A 26476-nucleotide genomic window follows, 5' to 3' on the forward strand; every position below is an offset into this window, starting at 1 on the left:
GAAAATCAGGCGCGAGATTCTTTAACTTCGCGGATGCGGTCCTGATACTCGCGCAGTTTCTGCGGCGTCATCATGCGACGTTGATCGTCGAGCACCACACCACCCACTTCATCGGCAATGTGCTGTGCAGACTGCAGCATCAGCTTAAAGTTTTGCAGCTCGTCCCCGTAGGACGGAACCTGCATAAAAATAGTCACGCCAGGGGTGCTGAAGTCGCCCGTCATTTCTGGGTCAAACGTTCCCGGATTAACCATATTAGCGAGGCTGAACAGCGACGGACCGCTGCCATCCGGGCTCAAATGACGATGGAAAATATTCATATCGCCAAATTTGAAACCGGCCTGCTGAATGCTGTTGAGCAGCACTTCCCCGTTGAGCTCGCTACCATGATGAGCCGCAACGTTCATAATGATGACCGCTTCTTTACGCTGCGGTTTTTCAGCAACAGGCGCTTCTTCTACTACCGGCTCAGGCTGCGGTTGATGTTCAACAACAGGCTCTGCTGGCTGGAAGGTCTGCGGCGCAGGTTGCGGTGCTTGCTGAGCAGGTTGCTGAACCTGCGGGGCAACAGGTTGCTGCACAGGTGGCTGCTGAACAGGCTGATGTTGCACCGGCTGCTGCTGCTGCTGAACATGCGGCGGCGGTACCGGCGCTTGTGCAGGCTGCTGCGCAGGCTGACGCGGCTGAGCAGACGCATAAGGCGGCTGGTACTGGTGTTGCGGCGACTGAGGAGGAACACCATGTTCCTGCGCATTACCGGGAGCATGATTCACACGATGAACGCGAACTTCGCCCACGCCTTCGTCTTCCTCGACGTTGTCGTCGAACGAATCCTCGTCTTCACGTTTAGACTTCATGCGTTTCAGTGGGCGATCGCGGAATATAGAAGACCGCTCTTTACGGCTAGTCCAAAAACCATGTACCAGTAAAGCGATTATGGCGATCGCGCCAACAATGATTAATATCAGACGCAAATCCTGCATCATTATATTCTCTGTTGTTCTAACACCTTGCCACCACGGCAAACATTTACTCACTAAGAGTATTTGTCGATTACGCCAAGTGCAAGTGTACTCTTGGCTTTCACGGCATAAAGATGAACAAAATTGTGCTTTTTGCTGTTTTTTCGAACATTTCCGAACAGCTTAACGCTCAACAACCCGGTAAGATACGCACAGTTTACCAGAGCTTATATAACAAGGAGTACGTCCTGACCATGGTTTCATCATCTGCAGTTGTACCTCGCAGCGGCCTTTATTACTTTTCTCAGGGATGGAAGCTCATCACCCAACCGGGCATTCGTCGTTTTGTTATTCTGCCTTTGCTGGTGAATATCCTGCTGATGGGCGGCGCATTCTGGTGGTTATTTACGCAGCTCGGTAACTGGGTTCCCGCGCTGATGAGTCACGTCCCTGACTGGCTTCAGTGGCTCAGCTATTTACTGTGGCCGATTGTGACTATTTCCGTGCTGTTGGTGTTCGGCTACCTGTTCTCCACTATCGCCAACTGGATCGCCGCACCGTTTAACGGTCTGCTGGCTGAACAGCTGGAAGCGCGCTTAACGGGCGCAACACCGCCCGACACCGGTATTCTCGGCATTATGAAAGACGTTCCGCGCATTATGAAACGCGAATGGCAAAAGCTGGCGTGGTATCTCCCGCGCGCCTTCGTGTTGCTGATCCTCTATTTTATTCCTGGCATTGGGCAGACCGTCGCCCCGGTCCTGTGGTTCCTGTTCAGCGCGTGGATGCTGGCCATTCAGTACTGCGATTATCCTTTTGATAACCATAAGGTGCCTTTTAAGGAGATGCGCGTCGCGCTGCGCACGCGCAAGGTGACCAATATGCAGTTTGGCGCGTTGACCAGCCTGTTCACCATGATTCCGGTGCTCAATCTGTTCATCATGCCGGTAGCGGTTTGTGGTGCCACGGCGATGTGGGTAGACTGCTATCGTGCTAAACATGCGTTATGGAAGTAATGCAAAAATGTGTAAAAGCGGGCTGGCTTATGCCCGCTCTTATTCCATACTGCTACGCATTATTTCTCATCAGCATATAGATATGCGAATTCCTTACTTCCCCATACTTTCTCAACAGGTATGCTGAAGCGGTATCCCAATTTCATACAGTTAAGGACAGGCCATGAGTAAGATTTTTGAAGATAACTCGCTGACTATCGGTCATACGCCGCTGGTTCGACTGAACCGTATCGGTAACGGACGCATTCTGGCGAAGGTGGAATCACGCAACCCAAGCTTTAGCGTCAAATGCCGTATCGGTGCCAATATGATTTGGGATGCCGAAAAACGTGGTGTACTGAAACCTGGCGTTGAGCTGGTAGAACCGACCAGCGGCAACACGGGGATTGCGCTGGCCTACGTTGCCGCCGCCCGTGGTTACAAACTGACTCTGACCATGCCGGAAACCATGAGCATTGAGCGCCGCAAGCTCTTAAAAGCGCTAGGCGCGAATCTGGTGCTGACTGAAGGCGCAAAAGGTATGAAGGGCGCAATTCAGAAAGCGGAAGAAATCGTAGCCAGCGATCCGGAAAAATTCCTGCTGCTGCAGCAGTTCAGCAACCCGGCGAACCCGGAAATTCACGAAAAAACCACCGGCCCGGAAATCTGGGAAGATACCGATGGCCAGGTTGATGTCTTTATTTCCGGCGTCGGCACCGGCGGAACGCTTACTGGCGTGACCCGTTACATTAAAGGCACTAAAGGCAAAACCGACCTGATCACCGTCGCGGTAGAACCTACTGACTCCCCTGTTATCGCCCAGGCATTGGCGGGTGAAGAACTCAAACCTGGCCCGCATAAAATTCAGGGTATTGGCGCGGGCTTCATTCCTGGCAACCTTGATCTGAAGCTTATCGATAAAGTCGTTGCCATCACCAATGATGAAGCTATTTCTACCGCGCGCCGCCTGATGGAAGAAGAAGGTATTCTGGCGGGGATCTCTTCTGGCGCAGCCGTGGCTGCCGCGCTTAAGCTCCAGGAAGATGAATCCTTTACCAACAAGAATATTGTGGTTATCCTACCGTCATCGGGTGAGCGTTATCTGAGCACTGCACTGTTTGCCGATCTCTTCACAGAGAAAGAACTGCAACAGTAATGCCAGCATGTTAAAAACGCGTAAAAAAGCACCCTTTGGGGTGCTTTTTTGTGGCCTGCTTCAAATTTTCAACTCTCCTGGCATTGATTCAACCCGCCGGAACTGGTATTTAACCAAGCTAATTATTTTGATGCGCGAAATTAATCGTTACAGGAAAAGCGCTAGCTGAATCGATTTTATGATTTGGTTCAACTCTTCCTTTCGCGGCATAATGTTTAATGACGAACGAAACGTCAGCGGCAAGAAGTTGCCAGCAACGGATTGCACCGAACTCCTTTTGTGTCGCGTCCAGTTTACGCCGATGCTAACAATACAGGCTAAAGTTGAACCGCCAGGCTAGACTTTAGTTCCACAACACTAAACCTATAAGTTGGGGAAATATAATGTTCCAGCAAGAAGTTACCATTACCGCTCCGAACGGTCTGCATACTCGCCCTGCTGCTCAGTTTGTTAAAGAAGCAAAAGGCTTTACTTCTGAAATTACTGTGACTTCCAACGGCAAAAGCGCTAGCGCCAAAAGCCTGTTTAAACTGCAGACTCTGGGCCTGACTCAGGGTACCGTTGTCACCCTGTCCGCAGAAGGTGAAGACGAGCAGAAAGCAGTTGAGCATCTGGTTAAACTGATGGCTGAACTCGAGTAAGTTCAACGAGTTCTTTTAAATATCAGTCACAAGTAAGGTAGGGTTATGATTTCAGGCATTTTAGCATCCCCGGGTATCGCTTTCGGTAAAGCATTGCTGCTGAAAGAAGACGAGATCGTCATTGACCGGAAAAAAATTTCTGCCGACAAGGTTGATCAGGAAGTTGAACGTTTTCTGAGCGGTCGTGCCAAGGCATCTGCGCAACTGGAAGCGATCAAAACCAAAGCTGGTGAAACGTTCGGTGAAGAAAAAGAAGCCATCTTTGAAGGGCATATCATGCTGCTCGAAGATGAGGAGCTGGAGCAGGAAATCATAGCCCTGATTAAAGATAAGCACATGACGGCTGATGCAGCTGCGCATGAAGTTATCGAAGGTCAGGCCACAGCCCTTGAAGAGCTGGATGATGAATACCTGAAAGAACGTGCGGCTGACGTACGTGACATCGGTAAACGCCTGCTGCGTAACATCCTGGGTCTGGCTATTATCGACCTGAGCGCTATTCAGGAAGAAGTTATCCTGGTAGCCGCAGACCTGACCCCGTCAGAAACCGCACAGCTGAACCTGAACAAGGTGCTGGGTTTCATCACTGACGCGGGCGGACGGACTTCCCATACTTCTATCATGGCGCGTTCTCTGGAACTGCCAGCCATCGTAGGTACGGGTAGCGTCACCTCTCAGGTTAAAAACGACGACTATCTGATTCTGGATGCCGTAAACAACCAGGTTTACGTCAATCCGACCAACGAAGTTATTGAGCAACTGCGCGCCGTTCAGGAGCAGGTTGCTACTGAGAAAGCGGAACTTGCTAAGCTGAAAGATCTCCCGGCTATCACGCTGGACGGACATCAGGTAGAAGTTTGCGCCAACATCGGTACCGTTCGTGACGTTGAAGGCGCTGAGCGTAATGGCGCCGAGGGTGTTGGTCTGTACCGCACCGAATTCCTGTTCATGGACCGTGAATCGCTGCCGACTGAAGAAGAACAGTTTGCCGCGTATAAAGCCGTTGCTGAAGCCTGTGGCTCTCAGGCGGTCATCGTCCGTACCATGGACATCGGCGGCGATAAAGAGCTGCCGTACATGAACTTCCCGAAAGAAGAGAACCCGTTCCTGGGCTGGCGTGCCGTACGTATCGCCATGGATCGTAAAGAGATCCTGCGGGATCAGGTTCGCGCTATCCTGCGCGCCTCTGCTTTCGGCAAACTGCGCATCATGTTCCCAATGATCATCTCTGTTGAAGAAGTGCGCGCACTACGCAAAGAGATCGAAATCTACAAACAGGAACTGCGCGACGAAGGTAAAGCATTTGACGAAAGCATTGAGATTGGCGTGATGGTGGAAACACCGGCAGCGGCAACAATTGCGCGTCATTTAGCCAAAGAAGTTGATTTCTTTAGTATCGGTACCAATGATTTAACGCAGTACACCCTGGCAGTTGACCGTGGTAATGATATGATTTCACACCTTTACCAACCGATGTCGCCATCTGTGCTTACGCTGATCAAGCAAGTTATTGATGCTTCTCATGCGGAAGGCAAATGGACTGGCATGTGTGGTGAGCTTGCAGGCGACGAACGTGCTACACTTCTGTTGCTGGGGATGGGTCTGGACGAATTCTCTATGAGCGCCATTTCTATCCCGCGCATTAAGAAGATTATCCGTAACACGAACTTCGAAGATGCGAAGGTGTTAGCAGAGCAGGCTCTTGCTCAACCGACAACGGACGAGTTAATGACGCTGGTTAACAAGTTCATTGAAGAAAAAACAATCTGCTAATCCACGAGATGCGGCCCAATTTACTGCTTAGGAGAAGATCATGGGTTTGTTCGATAAACTGAAATCTCTGGTTTCTGATGATAAGAAAGACACCGGAACTATTGAGATTGTTGCTCCGCTCTCTGGCGAGATCGTCAACATCGAAGACGTGCCGGATGTAGTTTTTGCTGAAAAAATCGTTGGTGATGGCATCGCTATCAAACCAACCGGTAACAAAATGGTCGCCCCTGTTGATGGCACCATCGGCAAAATCTTTGAAACCAACCACGCTTTCTCTATCGAATCCGACAGCGGCATTGAGCTGTTTGTTCACTTCGGTATTGATACCGTTGAACTGAAAGGCGAAGGCTTTAAGCGCATCGCTGAAGAAGGTCAGCGCGTCAAAGTGGGCGACCCGGTTATTGAATTCGATCTGCCGCTGCTGGAAGAAAAAGCCAAGTCTACCCTGACTCCGGTTGTTATCTCCAACATGGACGAAATCAAAGAGCTGATCAAACTGTCCGGTAGCGTGACAGTGGGTGAAACTCCGGTTATCCGCATCAAGAAGTAATTCTTGCTGCAGAGAAGAATGGCGCCTGATGGCGCCATTTTTTTATCTGGCAGACCTCAAAATCTGCCGGATAACGCTAAATTTGTGAGGTGACTGGTCGGTAACACGCCTCGCGCATCAGGATTTTCATCCCTTCCGGCCCGCTTTCCAGCATCCGTCGCTCCGAATCCGCCACTAACAGTTCACAATTGTAGCCACCCGCGATGCCAAACATGGCCCGCGCCACACAGATATCTTCCAGCGCCGTTGCCCCGCTGGTGTCAAAATGTCCAACCATACGCCCATTCTGGCGAACCACCAGCCGGTAACTCTTCATCGCGCCTCCCCTGCCGGTGGCAGAATTAACTCATCACAACCGCACAGGTTGGTCCATTTCATCACTTCCAGTACGCGCTGTGCTGCATCGTGCGTCGCGGTTGTCAGCGCTTTACCCAGCACAATACCGCTCACCAGCTCAGCACAAAACAGATCGCCAGTTCCCTTCAGATCCGTTTTAACCCGTGGATGAGCGAACACCTCAACCGTTTCAGCCGTCACCACCGCCACGTTAATAATATCTTCGCTATCCCCCGGCGCGCTGGTGATCACCACCCATTTCAGCGTTTCGGTAAGCAGCGATTGTGCCGCCGTGATGGCTTCATCAAGCGTACGACACGGCTTTCCGCTCAGCATTTGCAGTTCAAACACGTTCGGCGTCAGTCCCTGAGCCAGCGGCAGCAGGTGCTGACGGTAGGCCTGCGGAATTTCAGCTTTTACATACATACCGCTGTCCGTATCGCCAATCACCGGGTCAACCAAAATGCACACTGTCGGATGCGTAGCCCGCACCGTTTCCAGCCACTGTGCTAACAGAGCGATTTGCTCTGCACTGCCCATATAGCCTGTAGTCACCGCCTTCAGCTCGCGTAAAGCATCACGCTCATTCAAGGCGCGGAGATACCCGCTAAACCAGTCGGCCGGAATAACGCCGCCGTAAAATGTTTCATAATGCGGGGTATTACTGAACAGCACCGTTGGCACTGCCGTCACGCGTAATCCCTGCGCTTTAATGGCCGGAACGGCGATGCTGTTGCCTACGCTGCCATAAACCACCTGTGACTGGACGGCGACGATATCGGTCTGTAACGCCCGATGCTTGTCGCCGAAGAGCACTGACTGAATATCACTCCCCTGCTCCATAAATTTCTCCTCTCGCTGGACAGCGGGCTTACGCCTCACTATTATCGTCATATGCTAAAATTCATTTTGTCATAGGTCAATAATGATCGACGGAAAAACCGCTAACGAAATTTTTGACAGTATTCGTCAACATGTCGCTACAGGCACGTTGGCAGCAGGAGAAACGTTGCCGCCGGTGCGTGAACTGGCAACAGCATTGAACGTTAACCGTAATACTGTCGCGGCGGCTTATAAACGCCTGGTCACCTCCGGGCTGGCACAAAGCCAGGGACGTAACGGCACGGTAATCAAGGGGATTTCAGCCCCCGTTGCGCTGGAAGGCGGCAATCCGGATACCGCGCTTATCGATCTTTCCGGCGGTAATCCAGCCCCCGCGCGTCTTCCCGACCTCAGCCGTTATTTCGCGCAAATAAATAAGAATCCTCGTTTGTACGGTGATGCCGCTGTATCACCCGGCCTTAAGGCGTGGGCCGCGCAATGGATGCAAGATGCGATGCCAGCCACGGGAGAAATTGATATCACCAGCGGCGCCATTGATGCCATTGAGCGCCTACTGTGCGCCCATTTACTGCCTGGCGACAGCGTTGTGGTAGAAGATCCATGCTTTTTGAGCAGCATCAACATGCTGCGTTATGCCGGATTCTCCGCCAGTCCGGTCAACGTTGACAGCGAAGGCATGCAGCCAGACATGCTGGAAATCGCGCTACAGAAAGGTGCGCGAGCGGTGATTCTGACGCCGCGCGCCCATAACCCGACAGGATGCAGTCTGAGCGCATCCCGCGCGGCGCAATTGCAGGAAATCCTGGCCCGCTATCCGCAGACGCTGGTGATCGTCGACGACCACTTTGCGCTGCTGTCCGCATGCCGTTGGTATCCGGTGATTGCGAAGGAAACCACGCACTGGGCGATTGTTCGCTCAATGTCGAAAACTTTAGGCCCGGATTTACGCCTGGCCATCGTCGCCAGCGATCCACTCACTTCCGCGAAACTGCGTTTACGGCTCAACGCCGGCAGTCAGTGGGTCAGCCATCTGCTGCAGGATCTGGCCTGCGCCTGCCTGAGTGACGAGACTTATCAACACACGCTGGCGCAAACTCAGCAGTTTTACGCCGCCCAGCAGCAAAAGCTGACAGCGGCTCTGCGGCTTCATGGCATTACGCTGCCCGACTGCGACGGTCTTAATCTGTGGCTGCCGCTAGAAGATAACAGCCAGGCGATCGCTTTTGCGCTGGCAAAGTCCGGCTGGCTGGTACGTGAAGGCGAAGTGTTTGGCGTCAATACGCCTGCGCATGGCTTGCGCATTACGCTGTCAACATTAGCAGACAGCGACATTGATAAGCTGGCGACTGATATCCATCAGGCGCTAAAGCGCTAACAGGAGAGAAAAAGTGCGAGTTCATTTTGTTGTTCATGAGTCTTTCGAATCTGCTGGCGCGTACCTGCCGTGGGCCGAATCACGCGGATATACCATCAGTTGGTCGCGCGTTTACGCCGGAGAAACTGTTCCCGCTAATGCCGATGGCTTCGATATGCTGGTGGTATTTGGTGGGCCGCAGTCACCCCGCACCACGCTCGCAGAGTGCCCATACTTTGACTCTCAGGCAGAGCAACATCTGATAAACCAGGCTATTGCGGCACGTAAAATCGTGGTGGGGATCTGTTTGGGGTCGCAGTTAATCGGCGAAGCACTGGGCGCGAAGGTGTGCCAAAGCCCGGAAAAAGAGATTGGTCACTATCCGATCGCCCTGACCGAGGCAGGCCAACAGCATCCGTTGTTCAGCCATTTCGGCTCACCGCTCAACGTGGGTCACTGGCACAATGACATGCCGGGATTAACCGACCTGGCGACAATTCTTGCCACAAGCGAGGGATGTCCGCGACAAATCGTGCAATACGGTAATTTCGTCTATGGTTTTCAGTGCCATATGGAGTTTACCGCCGAGGCGGTCGAAGGATTAATTCAGCACTCTGAGCAAGAACTGGCCGAAGCGAAAGGGAAACGCTTTATTCGCGCTGTTGAAGAGATGCGCACCTGGGATTACCAGCAGATGAATGAGACGCTGTGGCAATTCCTTGATAAGTTGGTAGAAAAACGTAACGATTGAACAGTGCGGGCCGGAGAAGACGCTTTGCGTCGTCATCCGGCGATCCTGCCGTACGGTTGCCTGCTAGCGCTACGCTTATCAGGCCGACAAATTAAATACCTAATCCCTGGCTGAAATGCTCTTCGCCAAAGACCCCGGTGGAAAGGTAGCGATCGCCGCGATCGCAGATGATCGCCACCACCACCGCCCCCGGTGTCGCGCGCGCCACGCGTAACGCGCCCGCAACCGCGCCGCCAGAACTCACTCCGCAAAAAATCCCTTCGCGAACGGCCAGTTCACGCATGGTGTTTTCCGCATCGTTCTGATGAATATCCAGCACCTCATCCACCAGCGAGGCGTTGAAAATGCCCGGCATATATTCCGCCGGCCAGCGACGAATGCCCGGAATACTACTGCCTTCTTCCGGCTGCAGGCCAACGATGGTGACGGGTTTGTCCTGTTCACGCAGAAAACGCGATACGCCGGTAATGGTGCCTGTCGTCCCCATGCTGGAGACGAAATGGGTAATACGTCCTGACGTCTGCTGCCAGATTTCGGGTCCGGTAGTCGTGTAGTGCGCATACGGGTTATCAGGATTATTAAACTGATCGAGAAGTTTACCTTCTCCGCGCTGCGCCATCTCAAGGGCTAAATCACGCGCCCCTTCCATCCCCTGCTCTTTGATCACCAGAACCAGTTCAGCCCCGTAAGCACGCATCGCCGCACGTCGCTCCTGGCTCATGTTGTCTGGCATCAGGAGCTTCATGCGGTAGCCTTTCAGCGCGGCAATCATCGCCAGCGCAATACCCGTATTACCGCTGGTGGCCTCAATCAGCACGTCGCCTGGCTGAATTTCCCCGCGCTTTTCCGCTTCAACGATCATCGACAACGCCGCGCGGTCTTTCACTGAACCTGCGGGATTATTGCCTTCCAGCTTGACCCAAATTTCACTGCCGTTATCCGCCGTCAGACGTTGTAATTTCACCAGAGGCGTATTGCCAATTGTTTGTTCTAATGTGTTCACGTTTTCAGCTCAATAAAATGCCGGATGGCGCTGCGCTTACCCGGCTTACAGGTCATGCACCACCCGTTAAGCCCGGTAAGCGCAGCGCCACCGGATGATAACTATACGAATTAACCTATCAGGCACTTTGCGCCAGGGCAAGTTCCTCTTCACGCGTTTCAATACGCTGGTCGCCATTATACAAACGCGCATTTTGCAACCCAACAAACAGACGTTCGCCGCGGTTCGGGGAATCATCGCCCTGCATAATCACCGTCAGCGGTTCGTTATACCACCCCAAGGGTTGCACAACTAATTGGGTGTAGTGTCCTTTCGGGCTGGCTTCCAGCACCTGCACCGGCAACGGCGAATCCAGACTGGTACGACGGCTGACGTCCACTTCCCACGGACGCAGGAACAGATCCACCGGACCCTGATAGCCAGGCGTATAGCCCAGCGGCCAACGATGTGCGCCCACGTGGAATTGTCCACCGCGAATCGTCCCTTGCAGGCGGTTAACTTCACCCATAAATTCCAGGACAAAACGGGTAGCCGGTTCGCGCCATACCTGATCGGGCGCATCGGCCTGCTCGATATGACCCTGGCTCATCACCACCACGCGGTCTGCGACTTCCGTCGCTTCTTCCTGATCGTGGGTAACAAACACGCTGGTGAACTTCAGCTCTTCATGCAACTGACGCAGCCAGCGACGCAGCTCTTTACGCACCTGAGCATCGAGCGCGCCAAACGGCTCGTCGAGCAACAAGATCTGCGGCTCTACCGCCAGCGCACGCGCCAACGCCACGCGCTGCTTTTGCCCACCGGAAAGCTGTGCCGGGAAACGGTCCGCCAGATGAGCCAGTTGAACCATCTCCAGCAGTTTGATCACCTTTGCTTTGATCGTCGCCGCATTCGGGCGCTCCCGCCGTGGCAGAACAGTCAGACCAAAAGCGATATTGTCGAAAACGGTCATATGACGAAACAGCGCATAGTGCTGAAACACGAACCCCACCTTACGGTCGCGGGCGTGCAAACGACTGACATCAGTGCCGTGGAAACGGATATGCCCGCTGGACTGATGCTCCAGCCCGGCGATGATGCGCAGCAACGTAGTTTTGCCCGATCCGGAAGGCCCCAACAGAGCGACCATCTGACCTGAAGGAATATCCAGCGAGATATCGTTCAGCACCTGTGTGCGACCAAAAGACTTCTTAATATTGGCAATCTCAATGCTCATGATTTTCCTCCTGCTGCGCGCGTTTCTCCTGGTTTTCCAGGCGCCATTGCAACATGCTCTTCAAAAACAGGGTAATAATCGCCATCAGCGTTAATAGCGCCGCGGCGGTAAAGGAGCCGACTGTGTTGTAGTCCTGCTCCAGTAATTCAATCTGTAACGGCAAAGACAAGGTTTCACCGCGAATCGAGCCAGAAACCACCGATACCGCACCGAACTCGCCAATCGCACGGGCGTTGGTCAGCACCACGCCGTACAGCAATGCCCAACGGATATTCGGCAGCGTAACGCGACGGAACATTTGCCAGCCGGATGCGCCAAGCAGAACCGCCGCCTCATCTTCATGGCTGCCCTGGCTTAACATCACCGGCACCAGTTCGCGCACTACAAACGGACAGGTCACGAACACCGTCACCAGCACCATTCCCGGCCAGGCAAACATAATTTGCAGGTTGTGTTCATCCAGCCATCCGCCAAGCGGGCCGTTAGAGCCGTAAAACAGCAGATAGACCAGGCCAGCGACCACTGGTGAAACGGCAAATGGAATATCCAGTAATGTGAGCAACAACTGGCGTCCAGGGAAGTTAAAGCGGGTCACCAGCCAGGCCAGTAACACGCCAAACACCAGGTTCACCGGCACCGCAATCAGCGCAATCAGCACCGTCAGCCAGATGGCGTGCAGCATGTCCGGATCAGCCAGGTTGTGTAATACCGGCATCAACCCCTTGCTGAACGCCTGCACGAAGATGTAAACCATCGGCACCAGCAAAATAAAGGCGGATACCAGCATGCCCGTGCCGATCAGAAACCATTTTCCCCAGTTGATGCGGGGTGCGCCATAACGTTTCAATTGGGTAATGTCTGCCATCAGTGACCTACCACGCGTCGACCAAAGCGACTTTGCAGGGTGTTAATTGAAAACAGCAGCAGCAACGAAGCCCCGAGGATCACAGATGCAATCGCGCTGGCGGCCGGGTAGTCAAACTCCTGCAAACGAACAAAAATCATCAGCGAGGTCACTTCCGTTTTCCATGCGATGTTTCCGGCGATAAAGATAACCGCGCCAAACTCACCGAGGCTGCGGGTAAACGAGAGCGCAACGCCCGCGACTAGCGCGGGAGACAGCTCCGGCAGTACCACTTTACGAAAGCTCTGCCAGCGCGTAGCGCCGAGCGTTTCCGCCGCTTCTTCATACTCCGGACCTAACTCTTCCAGCACCGGCTGCACGGTACGCACCACGAATGGAATGCTGGTAAAAGCCATCGCCACCGCAATGCCAAGCCAGGTGTAAGTCACTTTAATATCCAGCTTCGCCAGCCACTCGCCGTAGAAACCGTTGACCGAAAAAAGCGATGCCAGCGTCAGACCTGCTACCGCCGTAGGCAGCGCAAACGGCAGATCCATCAGCGCATCCAGCAGCGTACGGCCCGGAAAGCGATAGCGGGTTAAGATCCACGCCATCAGCAAACCAAACACGCCGTTAAAAATCGACGCCACAAACGCCGACAGTAGCGTCACTTTATAAGCCGCCACCACCTGCGGGTTGGTAATCACATCCCAGTATTGCGCCCAGCTCATTTGCGCCAATTGCATCACCAGCGCGCTAAGCGGTAGCAGCAAAATCAGGCAGACAAACAGTAAGCTGGTGCCCAGGCTCAAGGTAAAGCCGGGCAGCACGCGTCGGGAAGAAACAGCAAACATTTACTTACGCCCCGCCGCCAACAGTTTGTCCAACTCACCGCCGCTGACAAAGTGCGTTTTCATTACCTCAGGCCACGAGCCAAACCTGTCTTCCACGCGGAAAAGTTCGGTCTGCGGGAATTTATCCTGCAGTTTGTCCATCACCTGCGGGTTATTCACGCGGTAGTAGAAATCGGTAATGATGGCTTGCGCCTGCGGGCTGTACAGCCAGTTCAGGTACGCTTTTGCCGCTTTTTCAGTACCGTTAGCCTGCACATTTTTATCTACCCAGGCCACCGGGAACTCCGCCAGAATGTTGACCTTCGGCACCACCACTTCGAAGCCCTGGTCTTCATACTGTTTACGGATGTTGTTCACTTCTGATTCAAAGGTGATCAGCACATCGCCCAGGCCGCGTTCCACGAATGTGGTGGTTGCCCCGCGACCGCCGGTATCAAACACTTCCACGTTTTTCAGAAACTGGGTCATGAACTGTTCAGTTTTGGCTTTATCCCCACCATCCGCTTTATCTGCCGCACCCCACGCAGCCAGATAGGTATAACGCGCGTTACCGGAGGTTTTCGGATTCGGGAAAATCAGTTTCACGTCCGGGCGAACCAGGTCGTTCCATTCGTGGATATTCTTCGGGTTACCCTTACGCACCAAAAACGCCATGGTGGAATAGAATGGCGAACTGTTATTCGGCAGACGACTTTGCCAGTCGGCTGGGATCAGCTTGCCTTTGTCATGCAGGATCTGCACATCGGTCACCTGGTTATAGGTCACCACATCGGCTTTCAGCCCCTGCAGAATCGCCAGCGCCTGTTTTGATGACCCGGCATGAGATTGTTTAATCGTCAGTTTGTCACCGCCGTTATCCTTCGCCCATTGCTGTTCAAACGGCGGGTTAAGGGCGGCAAACAGCTCGCGAGAGACATCGTATGAACTGTTCAGCAGCTCCGTTGCCTGCGCCTGACCCACCAGCAACAGCATTGCTGCCAGCGTCAGGGTTCTTTTTTTCAGTAAGTTAACGGCCATTGCGCACCCTTATAAATTTAATGACTTTCTTATGGTCATCATATTTATAACCAGTGCTAAAGGAGTAACGGTTTTATATACCGTTTGATGATTTGAAAGTTGAAAAGAGAATAAGGGTACCTCCTCCCCAGCACACGGGGAGGAGACCGGCATCAATCAGACGCCGACGCTAACGCTTTCAGGCAGGGTGCTGCCGCCATCAATCACGTTTTGCGTGCCAGTCAAGTAACTGGACTCATCCGACGCCAGGAATGCCGCCAGTTCACCAACCTCAAGTGGGCAGGCCAAGCGGCGCATCGGGATCGCTTTTGCCATTTCGACTAATACGGATTCAGGATCCTCCGGATTAGACTGACGAGCGATATTTTCCGCCATCGGCGTACGAACGTAGCCCGGGCAAATAGCATTAACGCGAATGCCGGACTGCGCGTATTCCACCGCCAGAGATTTGGTCAAACCGATGATTGCGGCTTTCGACAGCGCGTAGGCCGTTTCGCCCGGATCGGCAACCATATCGCCGGTCACAGAGGACATCATTACGATGCGCCCGTCTTTGCGCGCAATCATCTCCGGCAGAACGGCTTTCGTCACGTTCCAGACGCCTTTAATGTTGATATCAATGTGGAAATCGCGATCTTCATCGCTCATATCAAGGAAGTTGCCGAGGCGACATACGCCCGCATTGTTGACCAGAATATCGATTTTGCCTTCAATCTTCTTCGCGCGTTTTACCGCTTCCGTGACCGACGCAAAATCTCTGACGTCAGCGTGTACGGCGGTGCAACGGTGCCCGCGCCCAGCCAACTCATCCGCCAGTTTTTCAATCTCATCGGAGATATCCAGCAGGATTAGGTTCGCGCCATGGCGGGCAAATGTTCTGGCGATCCCTTCGCCAATACCCTGAGATGCGCCCGTAATCAATGCTGTTTTGCCCGTGAGTTTTCCCATTTCAATATTCTCCTTTTGAATATGAAGCATTCGCTTCATTCACGCAGAAGATACAGCAATAACAAATAAGTGCTGAGGAATAGCTCACTAAATCAGGTTAATCTCAGGTAAAAAAAATCCCCGGCGTTGCGGGGACCCAACGGTAAACATGCTCTGACCAGATTAACAGAAGACTTACAGCCGTTTTTCCAGCAAATGTGCTCTCATCAACTCCGATGCCATCTGCGCATCCCCTTTTTTAATATGAAGCAGTATTTCCCTCTGTTTTGCCGCCGTATCAAGAAAATACTGACGATCGTTCGCAGGTAACGACTCCCTTGTTTTCTCAAAATAAGTAATGAGGACATCAGAGAAAACCTGCAGCACCCGGTTGCCACTCGCCTGTAGCAAGAGCAAATGAAAATCTCTATCGTGACGATCGGCCACCTGGGGGTTATCCGCATTCTCTTCAATAAGCCTTAGCTCATTTTCAAGTTTGGAGAGCATCGCCGGAAAAATTCTACGCGTTGCCAGAGGGATAATCGCGCACTCAATCAGGATCCTTGCCTCTGTAAATTCTGTGATATCAAACCCAGACAAATCAAACTGCATTAACAACTGGTGATTTATGTTGTGCTGTTCCAAATTCTTCAAGACGCTGCCACGACGAGGAGATCGTTCCAACATTCCCATCTGTACCAGTGTGCTAAGCGCCTGACGAACTTTATATCTTGATGTATTAAAACGAACGGCAAGCTCAGTTTCAGTTTCAATGCGACCATCAGCATTGCGGTTAGCATCATCAAGCAGATAATTTTTAATACTTTCAAACAGTTCGTTTTTGTTATCCATAAACACTCTCGGATTAAAGTGCTGCAAAACTGATGAGTATAAATAATCTAATAAGTTAGATTGCTTAATATACTGTTATGGTAAGATTATAGCCCCTATTATTCAAATTATACCAAGCCATTTGTTAATAAAAAGGAATTAATTATGGTGTTATTCGTAACTCAGTTTGCGATAGTACTTATATGTATCGGTATAGGTGGGCGTTTTGGTGGGATTGGCCTGGGGGCTGCTGGCGGGTTAGGACTCGCTATCCTGACTTTTGGTTTTGGACTCCCTCCCGACTCACCTCCTTTCACTGTTATTTCTATTATCCTTGCGGTTATCACTTGCATCACAATCCTCCAGGCGGCTGGCGGGCTTGATTTATTCGTTACGATGGCAGAACGGATCCTCAGAAAGTGGCCGGGCGCGATCACTTTCCTCGGCCCCGCAGTCGCTTACCTTTTTACTGCTATCTGCGGAACAGGATATGTTGCCTTTTCGGTTTATCCAGTCATTGCTGAAATTGCAGCAGATGCCAGAGTACGGCCAGAGAGAGCCATGTCGATGTCAGTAATCGCTGCCAATTTTGGGCTTATTGCCAGCCCGGTCAGTGCGGTCGTTACAGGGACAATTGCTGTCCTTGCTGGATTACATGTCTCTGCTTTAGATATCTTGTTAGTCACCGTTCCCGGAACGTTCCTTGGCTGCGTTGTCGGCTGCCTGTTCGTCTTTAAAAGAGGTCATGAGCTTAAAAATGATCCGGAATTCCAACGCAGGGTTGCTGAAGGTGAGTTTGAATCAGTAAAAGCTGAAGAGCGAACAGCCAATATAGTGACAAAAGAGGCGAAGAGAGGATTGCTGATTTTCCTTACCGGTATCATTCTGGTCGTACTTATGGGTTCAATTCCTGAATTACGTCCTGAGTGGAATAACGGTACCGGAATGGAGCGTATGAGTATCCCTACCACGCTGCAAATAGTTATGCTGACAACAGCATGTATTATTATGATGGTATGTCGAATTTCTCCGTCAAAACTCGATTCAGGTTCTGTCTTTAAAGCAGGTCTTGTAGGTGTTGTCGCCATATTTGGTCTGTCATGGATGATGAACTCCTTTTTTGAGGCATGGCACGAATTATTTAACACGGCTTTCCACGGTTTCCAGAATCCAGTCTTGTTCGGCATTATTGTTTTTGGTCTTTCAGCCGTAATTTATAGCCCCGCAGCGACTGCTGTCGCGCTACTCCCCGCTGGCGTGTTAATGGGATATCCGGCAGAAACCCTGGTCGCCCTGCTCCCGCTGACTTGTGGATCATTCATTATTCCAGGGGGGGCACAGATTGGCTGTGTGGCGTTTGATCGTACCGGGACAACTCGAATTGGCAAGTATGTGGTTAATCACAGCTACATGCTACCTGGTCTTGTCACCGTTGTAGCATCAACTCTTTTTTGCTTCCTTTTTTCCAAAATGCTGATGTAGTGAGAGAGCAATTTAATTGTGGTAAACCTTTTCTTCATGGCATCCCCCCCGAATGAATTCAGAGAGGATGCCTGTTACTCACTTCTGAATAGCGCCACTGCAATTTTCCATAGAATGTACTTTACAGAACAACCTGAGCAATGAGATAAGCAAAAATTACCTGAGAGATAACCATCACAAAGCCCGGACGAATATAGCTATGGTTGACAACAAAGCGTCCAATCTTTGTGGTACCTGTTCGATCAAATGCAACACAGCCGATTTGATTTGCTCCAGGTATAATAAAGTCACCACAGGTACAAGCAAAAATAGCGATAAGAAACGGGGCTGGAATACCTAAAGTAACACCGAGTGGCATGATGGCAGCTACCGTCGCCGCCGGGCTCATAATGACCAGCGAGAACAAGAATACAACCACACCAAATAGCATTGGTGCATCATTGACAATGCCACCAAAAACTTTAATCAGTTCTGGCTGATAAGCATCAAAAAACGTTGCCGTCATCCATGAAACACCGAGTATTGCTACCACTCCCATCAAACCTGCACGGAAGACTGAGCCGCTATTCAAGGTACTACTTGGTACTTTACTGACAATCATAATAAACAAAGCGGCTGTCAACATGACCATCTGAATAACCATTGGGGTTGACAGTCTTTTTCCATCCCAGGAAGGGAGTAACTCAGTAAAAGAACCTAAAATAAGTACCAGTACCACACCAATCGCAAAGATAACGACACCTTTTTTAGCGCCAGCTGAAGCAACAAATTCTTTTTTCTGCTCAGTATGCATGAACTCATATTCGCCAGCAGCAACTCTCCTCTGGAATTCCGGATCATCCTCCAGCTCTTTTCCGCGTTTATAAACTGAAAAGCTGGTAACAATAGCAGCCATAAAGAATGATGGGAGAGCAATCGTCAGTATTTGCCCAAGGCTAATCCCGGCATATTCATGCAGAATAGCCAGCATCCCCGCGGTTGCCGCACTCATCGGACTGGCAGCAACCGCGACACTGGCCGCAATAACCGTTGCGGACAACGCTCGCTCCGGACGGACCTTTGCTTCAGCAGCTACTTCAGCGACAACCGGATACAAAGAGAAAGCAACGTAAGTAGTTCCACAGAATAGCGTAAATATGGAAGTTAATATGGGGGCAACAAAAGTAATTGCCTGTGGTTTTTTACGGAGTAATTTTTCAGCCACGCGCACAAGATAATCAAGCCCACCAGCGGCCTGTAATACGCTGACAGCGCCAATCACACAAATAATAATTAGCATTGCAGTAATAGATGGTGCGGAGGGTTTAAGTCCAAAACCCAGAACTAATATTGCAACACCAAGTCCTCCACCAGCACCCAGCCCCATTCCGCCATAACGCCCGCCTATACCAATACAGGCGAGTACAATAAATAATTGTATAAAAAATAAAGCATCCATTTTTCACCTCAAAGCGTCTCCCGGATATTGCATCCGGGAGATATTAATTACTATGCTCGGGATTAGTTTAAATATGATTTAGCAATTTCGATCTGTTTTTTAACAGCATCAGTCCCTGTGCCACCATAAGACATTCTTGATTTAATACATGCTTCGAGAGATATACTCTCATAAATATCATTTTCGATTTTATCATCAAATGAGTGGAATTCATCCAGAGTAAGCTCTTCCAACATTTTTCTATGTTTTATACAGTAATTAACAGCACTGCCAACAATATGGTGAGCTTCTCTAAAAGGAATGCCTTTACGAACCAGGTAGTCAGCCATATCGGTTGCGTTTGAAAATCCTCTTGCCGCTGCGCTGCGAGTATTATCTGAAAGAATAACCATTTTTTCGAGCATCGGCGCCATAATTTTCAGACTGGTCTGTAAGGTATCCATAGAGTCATAGACCTGCTCTTTATCCTCACTCATATCAGTATTATAGGCCAGAGGGATACCTTTCATAATGGTCAACATCGCCATTAGATTTCCGTACATACGCCCCCCTTTGCCGCGCATTTTTTCAGCCACGTCGGGGTTTTTCTTCTGTGGCATGATGCTGGAACCGGTACAGAAATCATCTGAAAGCTCAATAAACTTAAAATCCTGACTTGAGAATAAAACCAGTTCTTCTGACAAACGGGTAAGATGCATAAAGCACATAGCAGCGGCGGCAGTGAATTCAACCATATGGTCACGATCGCTGACAGAATCAATACTGTTTTCAGTCGGTTTGTCAAAGCCAAGCTCTTTGGCCGTGAAATCACGATCAATGGGGAAAGTAGTACCGGCAAGGGCTGCTGAACCTAAAGGGCATTCCCCCATGCGTTGATAAAGGTCTGCAAAACGAGTCCAGTCACGGCGTAACATCCAATAATATGCCATTATCCAGTGCGACAGAAGTATAGGCTGACCGGTCTGTAAATGAGTATAGCCAGGCATGATCGCATTAATGTTATTTTCAGCTTTGCTGATAATAACTTTTTGTAGATGAACGATATCCTGCTGAATTTCACGAATAGTCGATCTCATGTGCATTTTCGAATCGACAGTCGTCTGGTCATTACGACTGCGGCCGGTATGTAGCTTCCCGCCTACAGGACCAATTATTTCTGTCATACGTCTTTCTATCGCCATATGAATATCTTCATCAACGGTATCAAAAACGAATTGCCCGTCCTCAATCTCTTTATTAACTTGCCTTAACCCGCCAATAATCGCATTCGCTTCATCCTGCGTGATAATCCCCTGACGGCCCAGCATAGTGGCGTGAGCAATACTCCCCTGAATATCAAAAGGGCAGAGACGTTGTTCCAGCATAATTGTCGCATTATAAGATTCGACCAGTTTATTTGTAGGCATATCAAAACGCCCACCCCATAATTTTGTAGACATAAAACCTCCAATGACCCTTTGTTGCAAAATGGTTAAATATGAATTCCGTTATTTTTCGGTCATTTTCAGATTACAAGACAGTCATTTTAATTGTCAACAAATGAAGGTATTAAATCAATTTATAGCTAAATTAATTACACTTATTATTTATTTTATTTTCATAAATTGCATTAAAAAACCTGATCTTCATCACATTTAAATTGTGATTTAATTCAGATATATTCAGAATTTTTAAAGTAATAAATTGTTATTAATAGTTTATTAATTCTAAATAATTCCATTTAATACCGTTGTCATAACCGAGAAACTGGCAGGTAAATAATAATGAACGTGGGAGGTGATTTTTCAGGATGAGCGTCAACGCGAGTGCATCATCAGCATGGCGGACGTTGGGTGATTCGGGGGAGAGCTATATTGTGCCAGATGGCGGCATCAGCGCCATCTGGCATAAAAAAATTACAGGGCCAGCAAACGATCCAGCGATGGCGCGAAATAATAGCCGCCGGTCACCGGTTTAGTGAAGCGCAGCATCGCGTCGCGCTTGCCGTCAGTGTCGCCAAACATGCTCAGCAGTTGCTGCTCGATGTTGTGCAAACGGGCGCAATAGGCACAGAAATAGAGGCCGTGCGTACCGCTGGCGGTGCCGTATGGCAGGCTCTGGCGCACAATTTTCAGTCCTTTACCGTCTTCTTTGAGATCGACGCGGCTCAGGTGAGAAGTAACCGGACGGTCATCACCGTCGATCTCTTCGTTGGCTTCCTTGGTACGCCCAATCATCATTTCCTGGTCATGAATGCTCATGCGGTTAAGCTGCTTCAGGTTATGTTCCCAACGCTGCACAAACACATAGCTGCCGCCAGCATCCACGCCATCTTTAATAACCGCGACTTCACGGCGCGTTTCAACGCCTGCCGGGTTTTCCGTTCCGTCAACAAAGCCGCTGAGATCGCGCTCTTCAACCCAACGGAAACCGTGGATCTCTTCTTTGACTTCAATACAGTCGCCAAAGGCTTCCATTGCCGCCTGTGCAACGGAGAAATTCACGTCATGACGCAAAGAGAGAATATGAATCAGCACATCATACTGGGTGGCTGGCGCAAGACCTTTACCGTAAGGGATAAAGTCTTTTAACTCTTCTGCGCCAACGCCGCCGCTCAGTGTACGCCAGGTGTTGTTGCCAAAAGCAACAACCGCGCCCAGATGAGCATCCGGGAACTTCGCTTCAAAGGTCGCCAGCTTATCGGCGAAGGTTTTGCTGGCCCCACGCAGGGCCTCAACGTCGCCTTTAACATTGGCTTCAATCCAAATCGCCGCACGGCAATGTTCTGGCAAAATGCCACTCTGAACCTGAGACATTGTTCCTCCTGAAAAAAAAGATGCCACGACATCGTGGCATTGATGGGCGCTATTCTACCTGTTTTTTTAACAAGCCGATTTGTTCAGACGCAAATTAACGCCGCCAGATAATTTTGCTTACTTTCCATGCTTTCAACGTATCGTCAGACGGCATTAAGCCCTCAGGCCCGCTCCACTCACCGGAAAAGACATAGCTAATATGTTGACTTCCCTCAGCTTTGCATTCAACGCCCGCGCTGTCATCGCCAGCCGCCTTCTGACAATTACCAAAGGCTTTAGTGTAAAGGTCGCTAAACGGTGTACCGATTTCGACACCCGCAGAAGAGGGAATATCGCTGTCGACTACATCAATACGGCTAATCGTTCCCTGATTGCCATTGATGACCATCGCCAGCTTGTCATCTTTCATCGCTTCATAAAAGCGCACCACATTACCGTTATCGGTCTTCATCCCGCTACGCAGGCGGTAATCACCGTCCAGCGCATCAGCAATGGTTTTTTCATCCAGCGGCGTAGCGCCAGTCAACGCTCCGACGCCCTGCTCAGTGACCTGCGCTGAAGAACCAAACCAGTTCCACGGATTGGCGGCAGACCAGTTCACCGATGACAACGTTGAACACCCGGTCAATAGCAGCGGCATCGCGCATAAAGTCAAACGCAGTGATTTCATTTCACTTCCTTCCTTATTTATCAACGTTGCTTGGAGTCCGGTTTCGCCAAAAAGTGCCGTTATTCTTTCTCGAGGGAAAAACAGGCGCGCAGACGTTGATTAGTTAACAGCCAGATCAGCGCAACGACATCCGCCACCAGCAGCGCCAGCCCGACGCCGTTGACCGGATCGCCTGCCAGCCACATCACCGGCTGCCAGCACAGCAGCACCAGTTGAGCGAGGATCAGTAACCCGCGCAGCCAGCGCCATAACACAGGAAACGCAAAGCGTCGCCCGCTGAGTAAAAATGCCAATACCGCAGGAACGCCGGGAAGCAAACCCAGCCAGAAAGCGTCGTGATCGGGATAAAACAGATTCAGCAGCGCGTTGCCCTGCTCACGGGAAGAACCGGCAATCACAAACAGAACCCAGGTGCGCGCCTGCAGCAGCAGCACGCACCAGAAGAGAAAAGGCAGGCGCAGACGCCCATGAGCGTCATAGTCGGCCGGATGAAACTCAGTACTCTTCATCTTCGATCAAACGCTTGCCCAGATTGAGTACATCCGCATGTTCATAGCCCAGACGTTCATACATACCCTGTACGACGTCATTATCGTCACGCACCATGATTTGAATCTTCGGACAACCGCGGGCAATGAGCTTTTTCTCCAGCCGGTTGAGCAGCGCATTGGCAATGCCGCGACCGCGAAACTCAGGATGTACGCCCAGGTAATAGGCCGAGCCGCGATGCCCGTCATATCCTCCCATCACCGTACCGACCACCTCGCCATTCACTTCAGCGACCAGGAACAAGCTGACGTCATGATTGAGTTTACGCTCAATGTCCATTTCAGGGTCGTTCCATGGACGCAGCAAATCACAGCGCTCCCAGAGGGTGATCACCTCTTCGAAATCTTCCTGGCGAAAAACGCGTATTTCCATGGTATTGGGTACCTTTTCAGGACGTTAAAAAGCGATTATGGCGCGAACGGCTGATTTAGCCAATATCTGACGCGAAGCGGCGGAAAAAATGGCATAATACGGAATTGTCACGTATTGAAATGAAAAGTAAAACAATTCTTATCCCGATCCGTCGCAACGGACAACGCGATACGATATAACGTTTAGAACCTTTTTTTACAACTCAGGCCGTATGAGCACTTTTAAACCACTAAAAACACTCACATCGCGCCGCCAGGTGTTGAAAGCCGGGCTGGCCGCCCTAACGCTGTCAGGCATGTCGCAAGCCATCGCTAAAGAAGAAGCGCTTAAGACCAGCAATGGACACAGCAAACCGAAAGCGAAAAAAGCCGGCGCTAAGCGCGTTGTTGTCCTTGATCCGGGTCACGGAGGGATTGATACCGGCGCAATTGGTCGCAATGGGTCGAAGGAAAAGCACGTGGTACTGGCGATTGCCAAAAACGTGCGCTCGATTCTACGCAACCAGGGGATTGATGCGCGCCTGACGCGCTCCGGCGATACATTTATTCCGCTTTACGATCGCGTCGAGATCGCTCATAAGCATGGCGCGGACCTGTTCATGTCGATCCACGCCGACGGTTTTACCAATCCGAGCGCTGCAGGTGCGTCGGTCTTTGCGTTGTCCAATCGCGGTGCCAGTAGCGCCATGGCGAAGTATCTGTCCGATCGTGAAAACCGGGCCGATGAAGTGGCCGGGAAGAAGACCACCGATAAAGACCATTTGCTGCAGCAGGTGCTGTTCGATCTGGTACAAACGGATACCATTAAAAACAGCCTGACGTTAGGCTCGCATATTCTCAAGAAGATCAAGCCGGTACACCGTCTTCACAGCCGCAGCACGGAACAAGCCGCCTTCGTGGTGCTAAAATCACCATCAATTCCGTCGGTACTGGTCGAAACCTCGTTCATTACCAACCCGGAAGAAGAACGTCTGCTGGGCACGGCGGCATTTCGCCAGAAAATCGCCACCGCTATCGCCAATGGCATCATCAGCTATTTCCACTGGTTTGATAACCAGAAAGCACACTCGAAGAAACGTTAACCATGAAGCCCGATGCACAGCGCGTAAAACAGTTCCTGCTCAGCCTGCAAGATGATATTTGCCAGCAGTTATCCGCCGTAGACGGCGCCGAGTTTGTTGAGGATAACTGGCAGCGTGAAGCAGGCGGCGGCGGGCGCAGCCGGGTGCTGCGTAACGGCGGTATTTTCGAGCAAGCGGGCGTCAACTTCTCCCACGTTCACGGCGAGGCAATGCCGGCCTCGGCTACCGCACATCGCCCCGAGCTTGCGGGACGCAGCTTTGAGGCCATGGGCGTCTCGCTGGTGGTACATCCGCAGAATCCCTACATTCCGACCAGTCACGCCAACGTGCGATTTTTTATCGCGGAAAAACCGGGCACTGACCCGGTCTGGTGGTTTGGCGGCGGCTTTGACTTAACGCCCTACTACGGCTTTGATGAGGATGCGGTTCACTGGCACCGCACGGCGCGAGATCTGTGCCAGCCGTTCGGCGAAGACGTTTATCCCCGTTACAAGAAGTGGTGCGATGACTACTTCTTCCTCAAGCATCGCAACGAACAGCGCGGCATTGGCGGGCTGTTTTTCGATGATTTGAATACGCCGGATTTCGACCACGGCTTCGCCTTTATGCAGGCGGTAGGTCAAGGCTATACCGAAGCGTATCTGCCCATCGTTGAGCGCCGCAAAGCAATGAGCTGGGGCGAACGTGAACGCAATTTTCAGCTTTACCGTCGCGGACGCTATGTGGAATTTAACCTGGTGTGGGATCGCGGCACGTTATTCGGTCTGCAGACCGGCGGCCGTACGGAATCGATTCTGATGTCGATGCCGCCGCTGGTGCGCTGGGAGTATGACTGGCAGCCGGAAGCGAACAGCCCGGAAGCCGCCCTTAGCGAGTTTATTCAGGTTCGCGACTGGGTGTAACCCCAGACAATACCAGCCCCCAGGCCGGATAAAACGCATTTGCGTCGCATCCGGCACATTCATCGCATCATGCCCACTGGCGCATGCGCTGATGCAGCGTCAATGAAGGTTTTTCCGCAAACAGCTGCTGGTAGTCGGTGGCAAACTGCCCTAAATGCCAGAATCCCCACTGCATGGCGGCGTCTTTCACCGTCGTACTCTGCGACCACGGGCTTATCAGCTCGCGACGTACGGCGTTCAGGCGAATGCGTTTTAACCAGGCATTCGGACCGATACCAAGGATCGCATGAAAGGCGTTTTGCAACGTCCGACGGCTGACGTGCAGTTGATTACACAGATCGAGCACGGTCAGCGGTTCTGACATATTTTCCAGCACATATTCGCGCGCACGCGACAGCAGGCGACGATAGCTCTGATGGCTGATGCTCTCAGCCGTGATAATCGGCTGCGCCTCTTCCAGCATAGTGCCCATCGCCAGCAGCAGGTTATCGCCCAGCACTTTGCGTACCGCAGGTTGATGGAGGTTTTCCGGATTTTCGCTAAACGTCGCCAGCGCCTGCTGCACAAAGCCCCATAACGCGGCTTTGTGTTGTTCTTTCACTTCCAGCGCCGACTGGTTGCGCAGCATATGCAGCACTCTTTCCGGGTTATGCAGGAAGTTGGCCTGACGGGCAATCGCCTCTTCCGAAATGACGACACCCAGAATGGTGTAATCATCCGGCGTACTCAGTTCAAACTCTGTCCCGCCAGGGCGGGTGGCAATTTCAGCGTTCCCCAGACACTGGGTGCCAATAAATCCCTGTTCGCCGCGCGTGGCCGGAATACCAAACCAGAAAGAATTCGGCCAGACAAGACACGACTGACGTAACGCCAGTCCGGTGTATTCACGGAACACCTGAATATCATCGAGCAGGATTTCCGTGAACTCGCCATGAAATTTTCCCGGATGTAACTGGTCGTAGATCTGCTGCCATGCGGTAATCGTCAGCGCATGCTCATACACATCCGTTGTTCGCCGCTGGTGAACGTTGTCCACCTCCACTTTCGGCGTAAGTTTAACGTCTTCGGGTAATGCTTCATGATAAAGATGGTGCAGGTTTGCAGTACGGTTCTTTTTCATGATCTTTTAAGCCG

Annotated in this window: 27 protein-coding genes; 10 read left to right on the forward strand and 17 right to left on the reverse strand. The window is 51.3% G+C overall.

Annotated elements, in window-relative coordinates; translation table 11 throughout:
• Positions 1–5: 5 nt before the first annotated feature.
• On the reverse strand, positions 6–986 hold the full coding sequence (zipA, locus tag ABIE10_RS11820; protein WP_429155774.1) for a cell division protein ZipA: 981 nt from the start codon (positions 984–986) through the stop codon (positions 6–8).
• 230 nt (positions 987–1216) lie between these two features.
• On the opposite strand from zipA, the gene cysZ reads away from it, so the two are divergent.
• From cysZ to crr, 5 genes are all read left to right on the forward strand, one after another.
• Entirely contained in the window at positions 1217–1978 is a 762-nt protein-coding gene (cysZ, locus tag ABIE10_RS11825; protein ID WP_016153924.1) for a sulfate transporter CysZ, read from the forward strand.
• A 163-nt stretch (positions 1979–2141) separates the two neighbouring features.
• Complete coding sequence (gene cysK, locus ABIE10_RS11830) at positions 2142–3113, forward strand: cysteine synthase A (protein WP_005121957.1); 972 nt, start codon at positions 2142–2144, stop codon at positions 3111–3113.
• A 383-nt stretch (positions 3114–3496) separates the two neighbouring features.
• Entirely contained in the window at positions 3497–3754 is a 258-nt protein-coding gene (gene ptsH, locus ABIE10_RS11835) for a phosphocarrier protein Hpr (RefSeq protein WP_002913505.1), read from the forward strand.
• Between the two features lie 45 nt (positions 3755–3799).
• The gene (gene ptsI, locus ABIE10_RS11840; RefSeq protein WP_016153925.1) at positions 3800–5527 is read left to right on the forward strand and encodes a phosphoenolpyruvate-protein phosphotransferase PtsI; all 1728 of its coding nucleotides are present in this window, start codon (positions 3800–3802) and stop codon (positions 5525–5527) included.
• 40 nt (positions 5528–5567) lie between these two features.
• The gene (gene crr / locus ABIE10_RS11845) at positions 5568–6077 is read left to right on the forward strand and encodes a PTS glucose transporter subunit IIA (RefSeq protein ID WP_000522253.1); all 510 of its coding nucleotides are present in this window, start codon (positions 5568–5570) and stop codon (positions 6075–6077) included.
• Positions 6078–6153: 76 nt separating this feature from the next.
• On the opposite strand, the gene ABIE10_RS11850 is transcribed toward crr, so the two are convergent.
• A complete protein-coding gene (locus tag ABIE10_RS11850) occupies positions 6154–6393 on the reverse strand; it encodes a hypothetical protein (RefSeq protein WP_016153926.1) in 240 nt (79 codons plus the stop codon).
• A complete protein-coding gene (gene pdxK / locus ABIE10_RS11855) occupies positions 6390–7256 on the reverse strand; it encodes a pyridoxine/pyridoxal/pyridoxamine kinase (RefSeq protein ID WP_016153927.1) in 867 nt (288 codons plus the stop codon). Before pdxK ends, ABIE10_RS11850 begins: the two co-directional genes overlap by 4 nt.
• 82 nt (positions 7257–7338) lie before the next feature.
• Between pdxK and ptsJ the strand changes: the two genes are divergently transcribed.
• Together ptsJ and ABIE10_RS11865 are read left to right on the forward strand one after the other, a co-directional pair.
• Positions 7339–8631, forward strand: coding sequence for a transcriptional regulator PtsJ (ptsJ, locus tag ABIE10_RS11860; RefSeq protein WP_131351107.1), 1293 nt, complete (start codon positions 7339–7341; stop codon positions 8629–8631).
• Between the two features lie 13 nt (positions 8632–8644).
• Entirely contained in the window at positions 8645–9361 is a 717-nt protein-coding gene (locus ABIE10_RS11865) for a type 1 glutamine amidotransferase (protein WP_429155785.1), read from the forward strand.
• Between the two features lie 91 nt (positions 9362–9452).
• On the opposite strand, the gene cysM is transcribed toward ABIE10_RS11865, so the two are convergent.
• The 7 genes from cysM to ABIE10_RS11900 all read right to left on the reverse strand — a co-directional run bounded on the left by cysM (position 9453) and on the right by ABIE10_RS11900 (position 16074).
• Positions 9453–10364, reverse strand: a complete 912-nt coding sequence (cysM, locus tag ABIE10_RS11870) for a cysteine synthase CysM (RefSeq protein WP_429155787.1) — start codon at positions 10362–10364, stop codon at positions 9453–9455.
• A 118-nt stretch (positions 10365–10482) separates the two neighbouring features.
• A complete protein-coding gene (gene cysA, locus ABIE10_RS11875) occupies positions 10483–11580 on the reverse strand; it encodes a sulfate/thiosulfate ABC transporter ATP-binding protein CysA (RefSeq protein ID WP_049282272.1) in 1098 nt (365 codons plus the stop codon).
• The gene (gene cysW / locus ABIE10_RS11880; RefSeq protein WP_016153932.1) at positions 11570–12445 is read right to left on the reverse strand and encodes a sulfate/thiosulfate ABC transporter permease CysW; all 876 of its coding nucleotides are present in this window, start codon (positions 12443–12445) and stop codon (positions 11570–11572) included. The genes cysA and cysW overlap by 11 nt, the downstream gene beginning before the upstream one ends.
• Complete coding sequence (cysT, locus tag ABIE10_RS11885; protein WP_003038061.1) at positions 12445–13278, reverse strand: sulfate/thiosulfate ABC transporter permease CysT; 834 nt, start codon at positions 13276–13278, stop codon at positions 12445–12447. Before cysT ends, cysW begins: the two co-directional genes overlap by 1 nt.
• Positions 13279–14295, reverse strand: coding sequence for a sulfate ABC transporter substrate-binding protein (locus ABIE10_RS11890; protein ID WP_131379744.1), 1017 nt, complete (start codon positions 14293–14295; stop codon positions 13279–13281).
• Between the two features lie 156 nt (positions 14296–14451).
• Positions 14452–15243, reverse strand: a complete 792-nt coding sequence (gene ucpA, locus ABIE10_RS11895) for an SDR family oxidoreductase UcpA (RefSeq protein WP_016153934.1) — start codon at positions 15241–15243, stop codon at positions 14452–14454.
• Positions 15244–15417: 174 nt separating this feature from the next.
• Positions 15418–16074, reverse strand: a complete 657-nt coding sequence (locus ABIE10_RS11900) for a FadR/GntR family transcriptional regulator (protein ID WP_016153935.1) — start codon at positions 16072–16074, stop codon at positions 15418–15420.
• A gap of 144 nt (positions 16075–16218) precedes the next feature.
• Here ABIE10_RS11900 and ABIE10_RS11905 point away from each other — a divergent pair, with 144 nt between their 5' ends.
• Positions 16219–17535, forward strand: coding sequence for an anaerobic C4-dicarboxylate transporter family protein (locus tag ABIE10_RS11905; RefSeq protein ID WP_016153936.1), 1317 nt, complete (start codon positions 16219–16221; stop codon positions 17533–17535).
• A gap of 121 nt (positions 17536–17656) precedes the next feature.
• Here the strand turns inward: ABIE10_RS11905 and ABIE10_RS11910 are convergent, their stop codons facing one another.
• The 6 genes from ABIE10_RS11910 to ABIE10_RS11935 all read right to left on the reverse strand — a co-directional run bounded on the left by ABIE10_RS11910 (position 17657) and on the right by ABIE10_RS11935 (position 23359).
• Positions 17657–18973, reverse strand: coding sequence for an anaerobic C4-dicarboxylate transporter family protein (locus tag ABIE10_RS11910; RefSeq protein WP_016153937.1), 1317 nt, complete (start codon positions 18971–18973; stop codon positions 17657–17659).
• A 62-nt stretch (positions 18974–19035) separates the two neighbouring features.
• Positions 19036–20412, reverse strand: coding sequence for an argininosuccinate lyase (gene argH / locus ABIE10_RS11915; RefSeq protein ID WP_141875476.1), 1377 nt, complete (start codon positions 20410–20412; stop codon positions 19036–19038).
• A 456-nt stretch (positions 20413–20868) separates the two neighbouring features.
• A complete protein-coding gene (yfeX, locus tag ABIE10_RS11920; RefSeq protein ID WP_016153939.1) occupies positions 20869–21768 on the reverse strand; it encodes a porphyrinogen peroxidase in 900 nt (299 codons plus the stop codon).
• Positions 21769–21862: 94 nt separating this feature from the next.
• Entirely contained in the window at positions 21863–22438 is a 576-nt protein-coding gene (locus ABIE10_RS11925) for an RpoE-regulated lipoprotein (RefSeq protein ID WP_429155793.1), read from the reverse strand.
• A 59-nt stretch (positions 22439–22497) separates the two neighbouring features.
• A complete protein-coding gene (locus ABIE10_RS11930) occupies positions 22498–22947 on the reverse strand; it encodes a DUF2919 domain-containing protein (RefSeq protein ID WP_191220898.1) in 450 nt (149 codons plus the stop codon).
• Positions 22934–23359, reverse strand: a complete 426-nt coding sequence (locus ABIE10_RS11935; protein WP_047501622.1) for a GNAT family acetyltransferase — start codon at positions 23357–23359, stop codon at positions 22934–22936. The genes ABIE10_RS11930 and ABIE10_RS11935 overlap by 14 nt, the downstream gene beginning before the upstream one ends.
• A 211-nt stretch (positions 23360–23570) precedes the next feature.
• Between ABIE10_RS11935 and amiA the strand changes: the two genes are divergently transcribed.
• Together amiA and hemF are read left to right on the forward strand one after the other, a co-directional pair.
• Positions 23571–24440 (forward strand): N-acetylmuramoyl-L-alanine amidase AmiA, encoded by an 870-nt coding sequence (gene amiA / locus ABIE10_RS11940; protein ID WP_016153942.1) that lies wholly within the window; start codon positions 23571–23573, stop codon positions 24438–24440.
• Between the two features lie 2 nt (positions 24441–24442).
• A complete protein-coding gene (gene hemF / locus ABIE10_RS11945; protein ID WP_019077353.1) occupies positions 24443–25342 on the forward strand; it encodes an oxygen-dependent coproporphyrinogen oxidase in 900 nt (299 codons plus the stop codon).
• Between the two features lie 67 nt (positions 25343–25409).
• Here hemF and eutR read toward each other — a convergent pair whose 3' ends face one another.
• On the reverse strand, positions 25410–26462 hold the full coding sequence (gene eutR, locus ABIE10_RS11950; protein ID WP_019077354.1) for an HTH-type transcriptional regulator EutR: 1053 nt from the start codon (positions 26460–26462) through the stop codon (positions 25410–25412).
• Positions 26463–26476 lie beyond the last annotated feature (14 nt).

The organism is Citrobacter sp. 506 (assembly GCF_050434985.1).
Lineage (GTDB): Bacteria > Pseudomonadota > Gammaproteobacteria > Enterobacterales > Enterobacteriaceae > Citrobacter > Citrobacter braakii.

Bases quoted from the DNA above. Each gene is read 5' to 3' on its own strand.
- zipA (WP_429155774.1), bottom strand. From the start codon at position 986: ATGATGCAGGATTTGCGTCTGATATTAATCATTGTTGGCGCGATCGCC.
- cysZ (WP_016153924.1), top strand. From the start codon at position 1,217: ATGGTTTCATCATCTGCAGTTGTACCTCGCAGCGGCCTTTATTACTTT.
- cysK (WP_005121957.1), top strand. From the start codon at position 2,142: ATGAGTAAGATTTTTGAAGATAACTCGCTGACTATCGGTCATACGCCG.
- ptsH (WP_002913505.1), top strand. From the start codon at position 3,497: ATGTTCCAGCAAGAAGTTACCATTACCGCTCCGAACGGTCTGCATACT.
- ptsI (WP_016153925.1), top strand. From the start codon at position 3,800: ATGATTTCAGGCATTTTAGCATCCCCGGGTATCGCTTTCGGTAAAGCA.
- crr (WP_000522253.1), top strand. From the start codon at position 5,568: ATGGGTTTGTTCGATAAACTGAAATCTCTGGTTTCTGATGATAAGAAA.
- ABIE10_RS11850 (WP_016153926.1), bottom strand. From the start codon at position 6,393: ATGAAGAGTTACCGGCTGGTGGTTCGCCAGAATGGGCGTATGGTTGGA.
- pdxK (WP_016153927.1), bottom strand. From the start codon at position 7,256: ATGGAGCAGGGGAGTGATATTCAGTCAGTGCTCTTCGGCGACAAGCAT.
- ptsJ (WP_131351107.1), top strand. From the start codon at position 7,339: ATGATCGACGGAAAAACCGCTAACGAAATTTTTGACAGTATTCGTCAA.
- cysA (WP_049282272.1), bottom strand. From the start codon at position 11,580: ATGAGCATTGAGATTGCCAATATTAAGAAGTCTTTTGGTCGCACACAG.
- cysW (WP_016153932.1), bottom strand. From the start codon at position 12,445: ATGGCAGACATTACCCAATTGAAACGTTATGGCGCACCCCGCATCAAC.
- cysT (WP_003038061.1), bottom strand. From the start codon at position 13,278: ATGTTTGCTGTTTCTTCCCGACGCGTGCTGCCCGGCTTTACCTTGAGC.
- ABIE10_RS11890 (WP_131379744.1), bottom strand. From the start codon at position 14,295: ATGGCCGTTAACTTACTGAAAAAAAGAACCCTGACGCTGGCAGCAATG.
- ucpA (WP_016153934.1), bottom strand. From the start codon at position 15,243: ATGGGAAAACTCACGGGCAAAACAGCATTGATTACGGGCGCATCTCAG.
- ABIE10_RS11900 (WP_016153935.1), bottom strand. From the start codon at position 16,074: ATGGATAACAAAAACGAACTGTTTGAAAGTATTAAAAATTATCTGCTT.
- ABIE10_RS11905 (WP_016153936.1), top strand. From the start codon at position 16,219: ATGGTGTTATTCGTAACTCAGTTTGCGATAGTACTTATATGTATCGGT.
- ABIE10_RS11910 (WP_016153937.1), bottom strand. From the start codon at position 18,973: ATGGATGCTTTATTTTTTATACAATTATTTATTGTACTCGCCTGTATT.
- argH (WP_141875476.1), bottom strand. From the start codon at position 20,412: ATGTCTACAAAATTATGGGGTGGGCGTTTTGATATGCCTACAAATAAA.
- yfeX (WP_016153939.1), bottom strand. From the start codon at position 21,768: ATGTCTCAGGTTCAGAGTGGCATTTTGCCAGAACATTGCCGTGCGGCG.
- ABIE10_RS11925 (WP_429155793.1), bottom strand. From the start codon at position 22,438: ATGAAATCACTGCGTTTGACTTTATGCGCGATGCCGCTGCTATTGACC.
- ABIE10_RS11930 (WP_191220898.1), bottom strand. From the start codon at position 22,947: ATGAAGAGTACTGAGTTTCATCCGGCCGACTATGACGCTCATGGGCGT.
- ABIE10_RS11935 (WP_047501622.1), bottom strand. From the start codon at position 23,359: ATGGAAATACGCGTTTTTCGCCAGGAAGATTTCGAAGAGGTGATCACC.
- amiA (WP_016153942.1), top strand. From the start codon at position 23,571: ATGAGCACTTTTAAACCACTAAAAACACTCACATCGCGCCGCCAGGTG.
- hemF (WP_019077353.1), top strand. From the start codon at position 24,443: ATGAAGCCCGATGCACAGCGCGTAAAACAGTTCCTGCTCAGCCTGCAA.
- eutR (WP_019077354.1), bottom strand. From the start codon at position 26,462: ATGAAAAAGAACCGTACTGCAAACCTGCACCATCTTTATCATGAAGCA.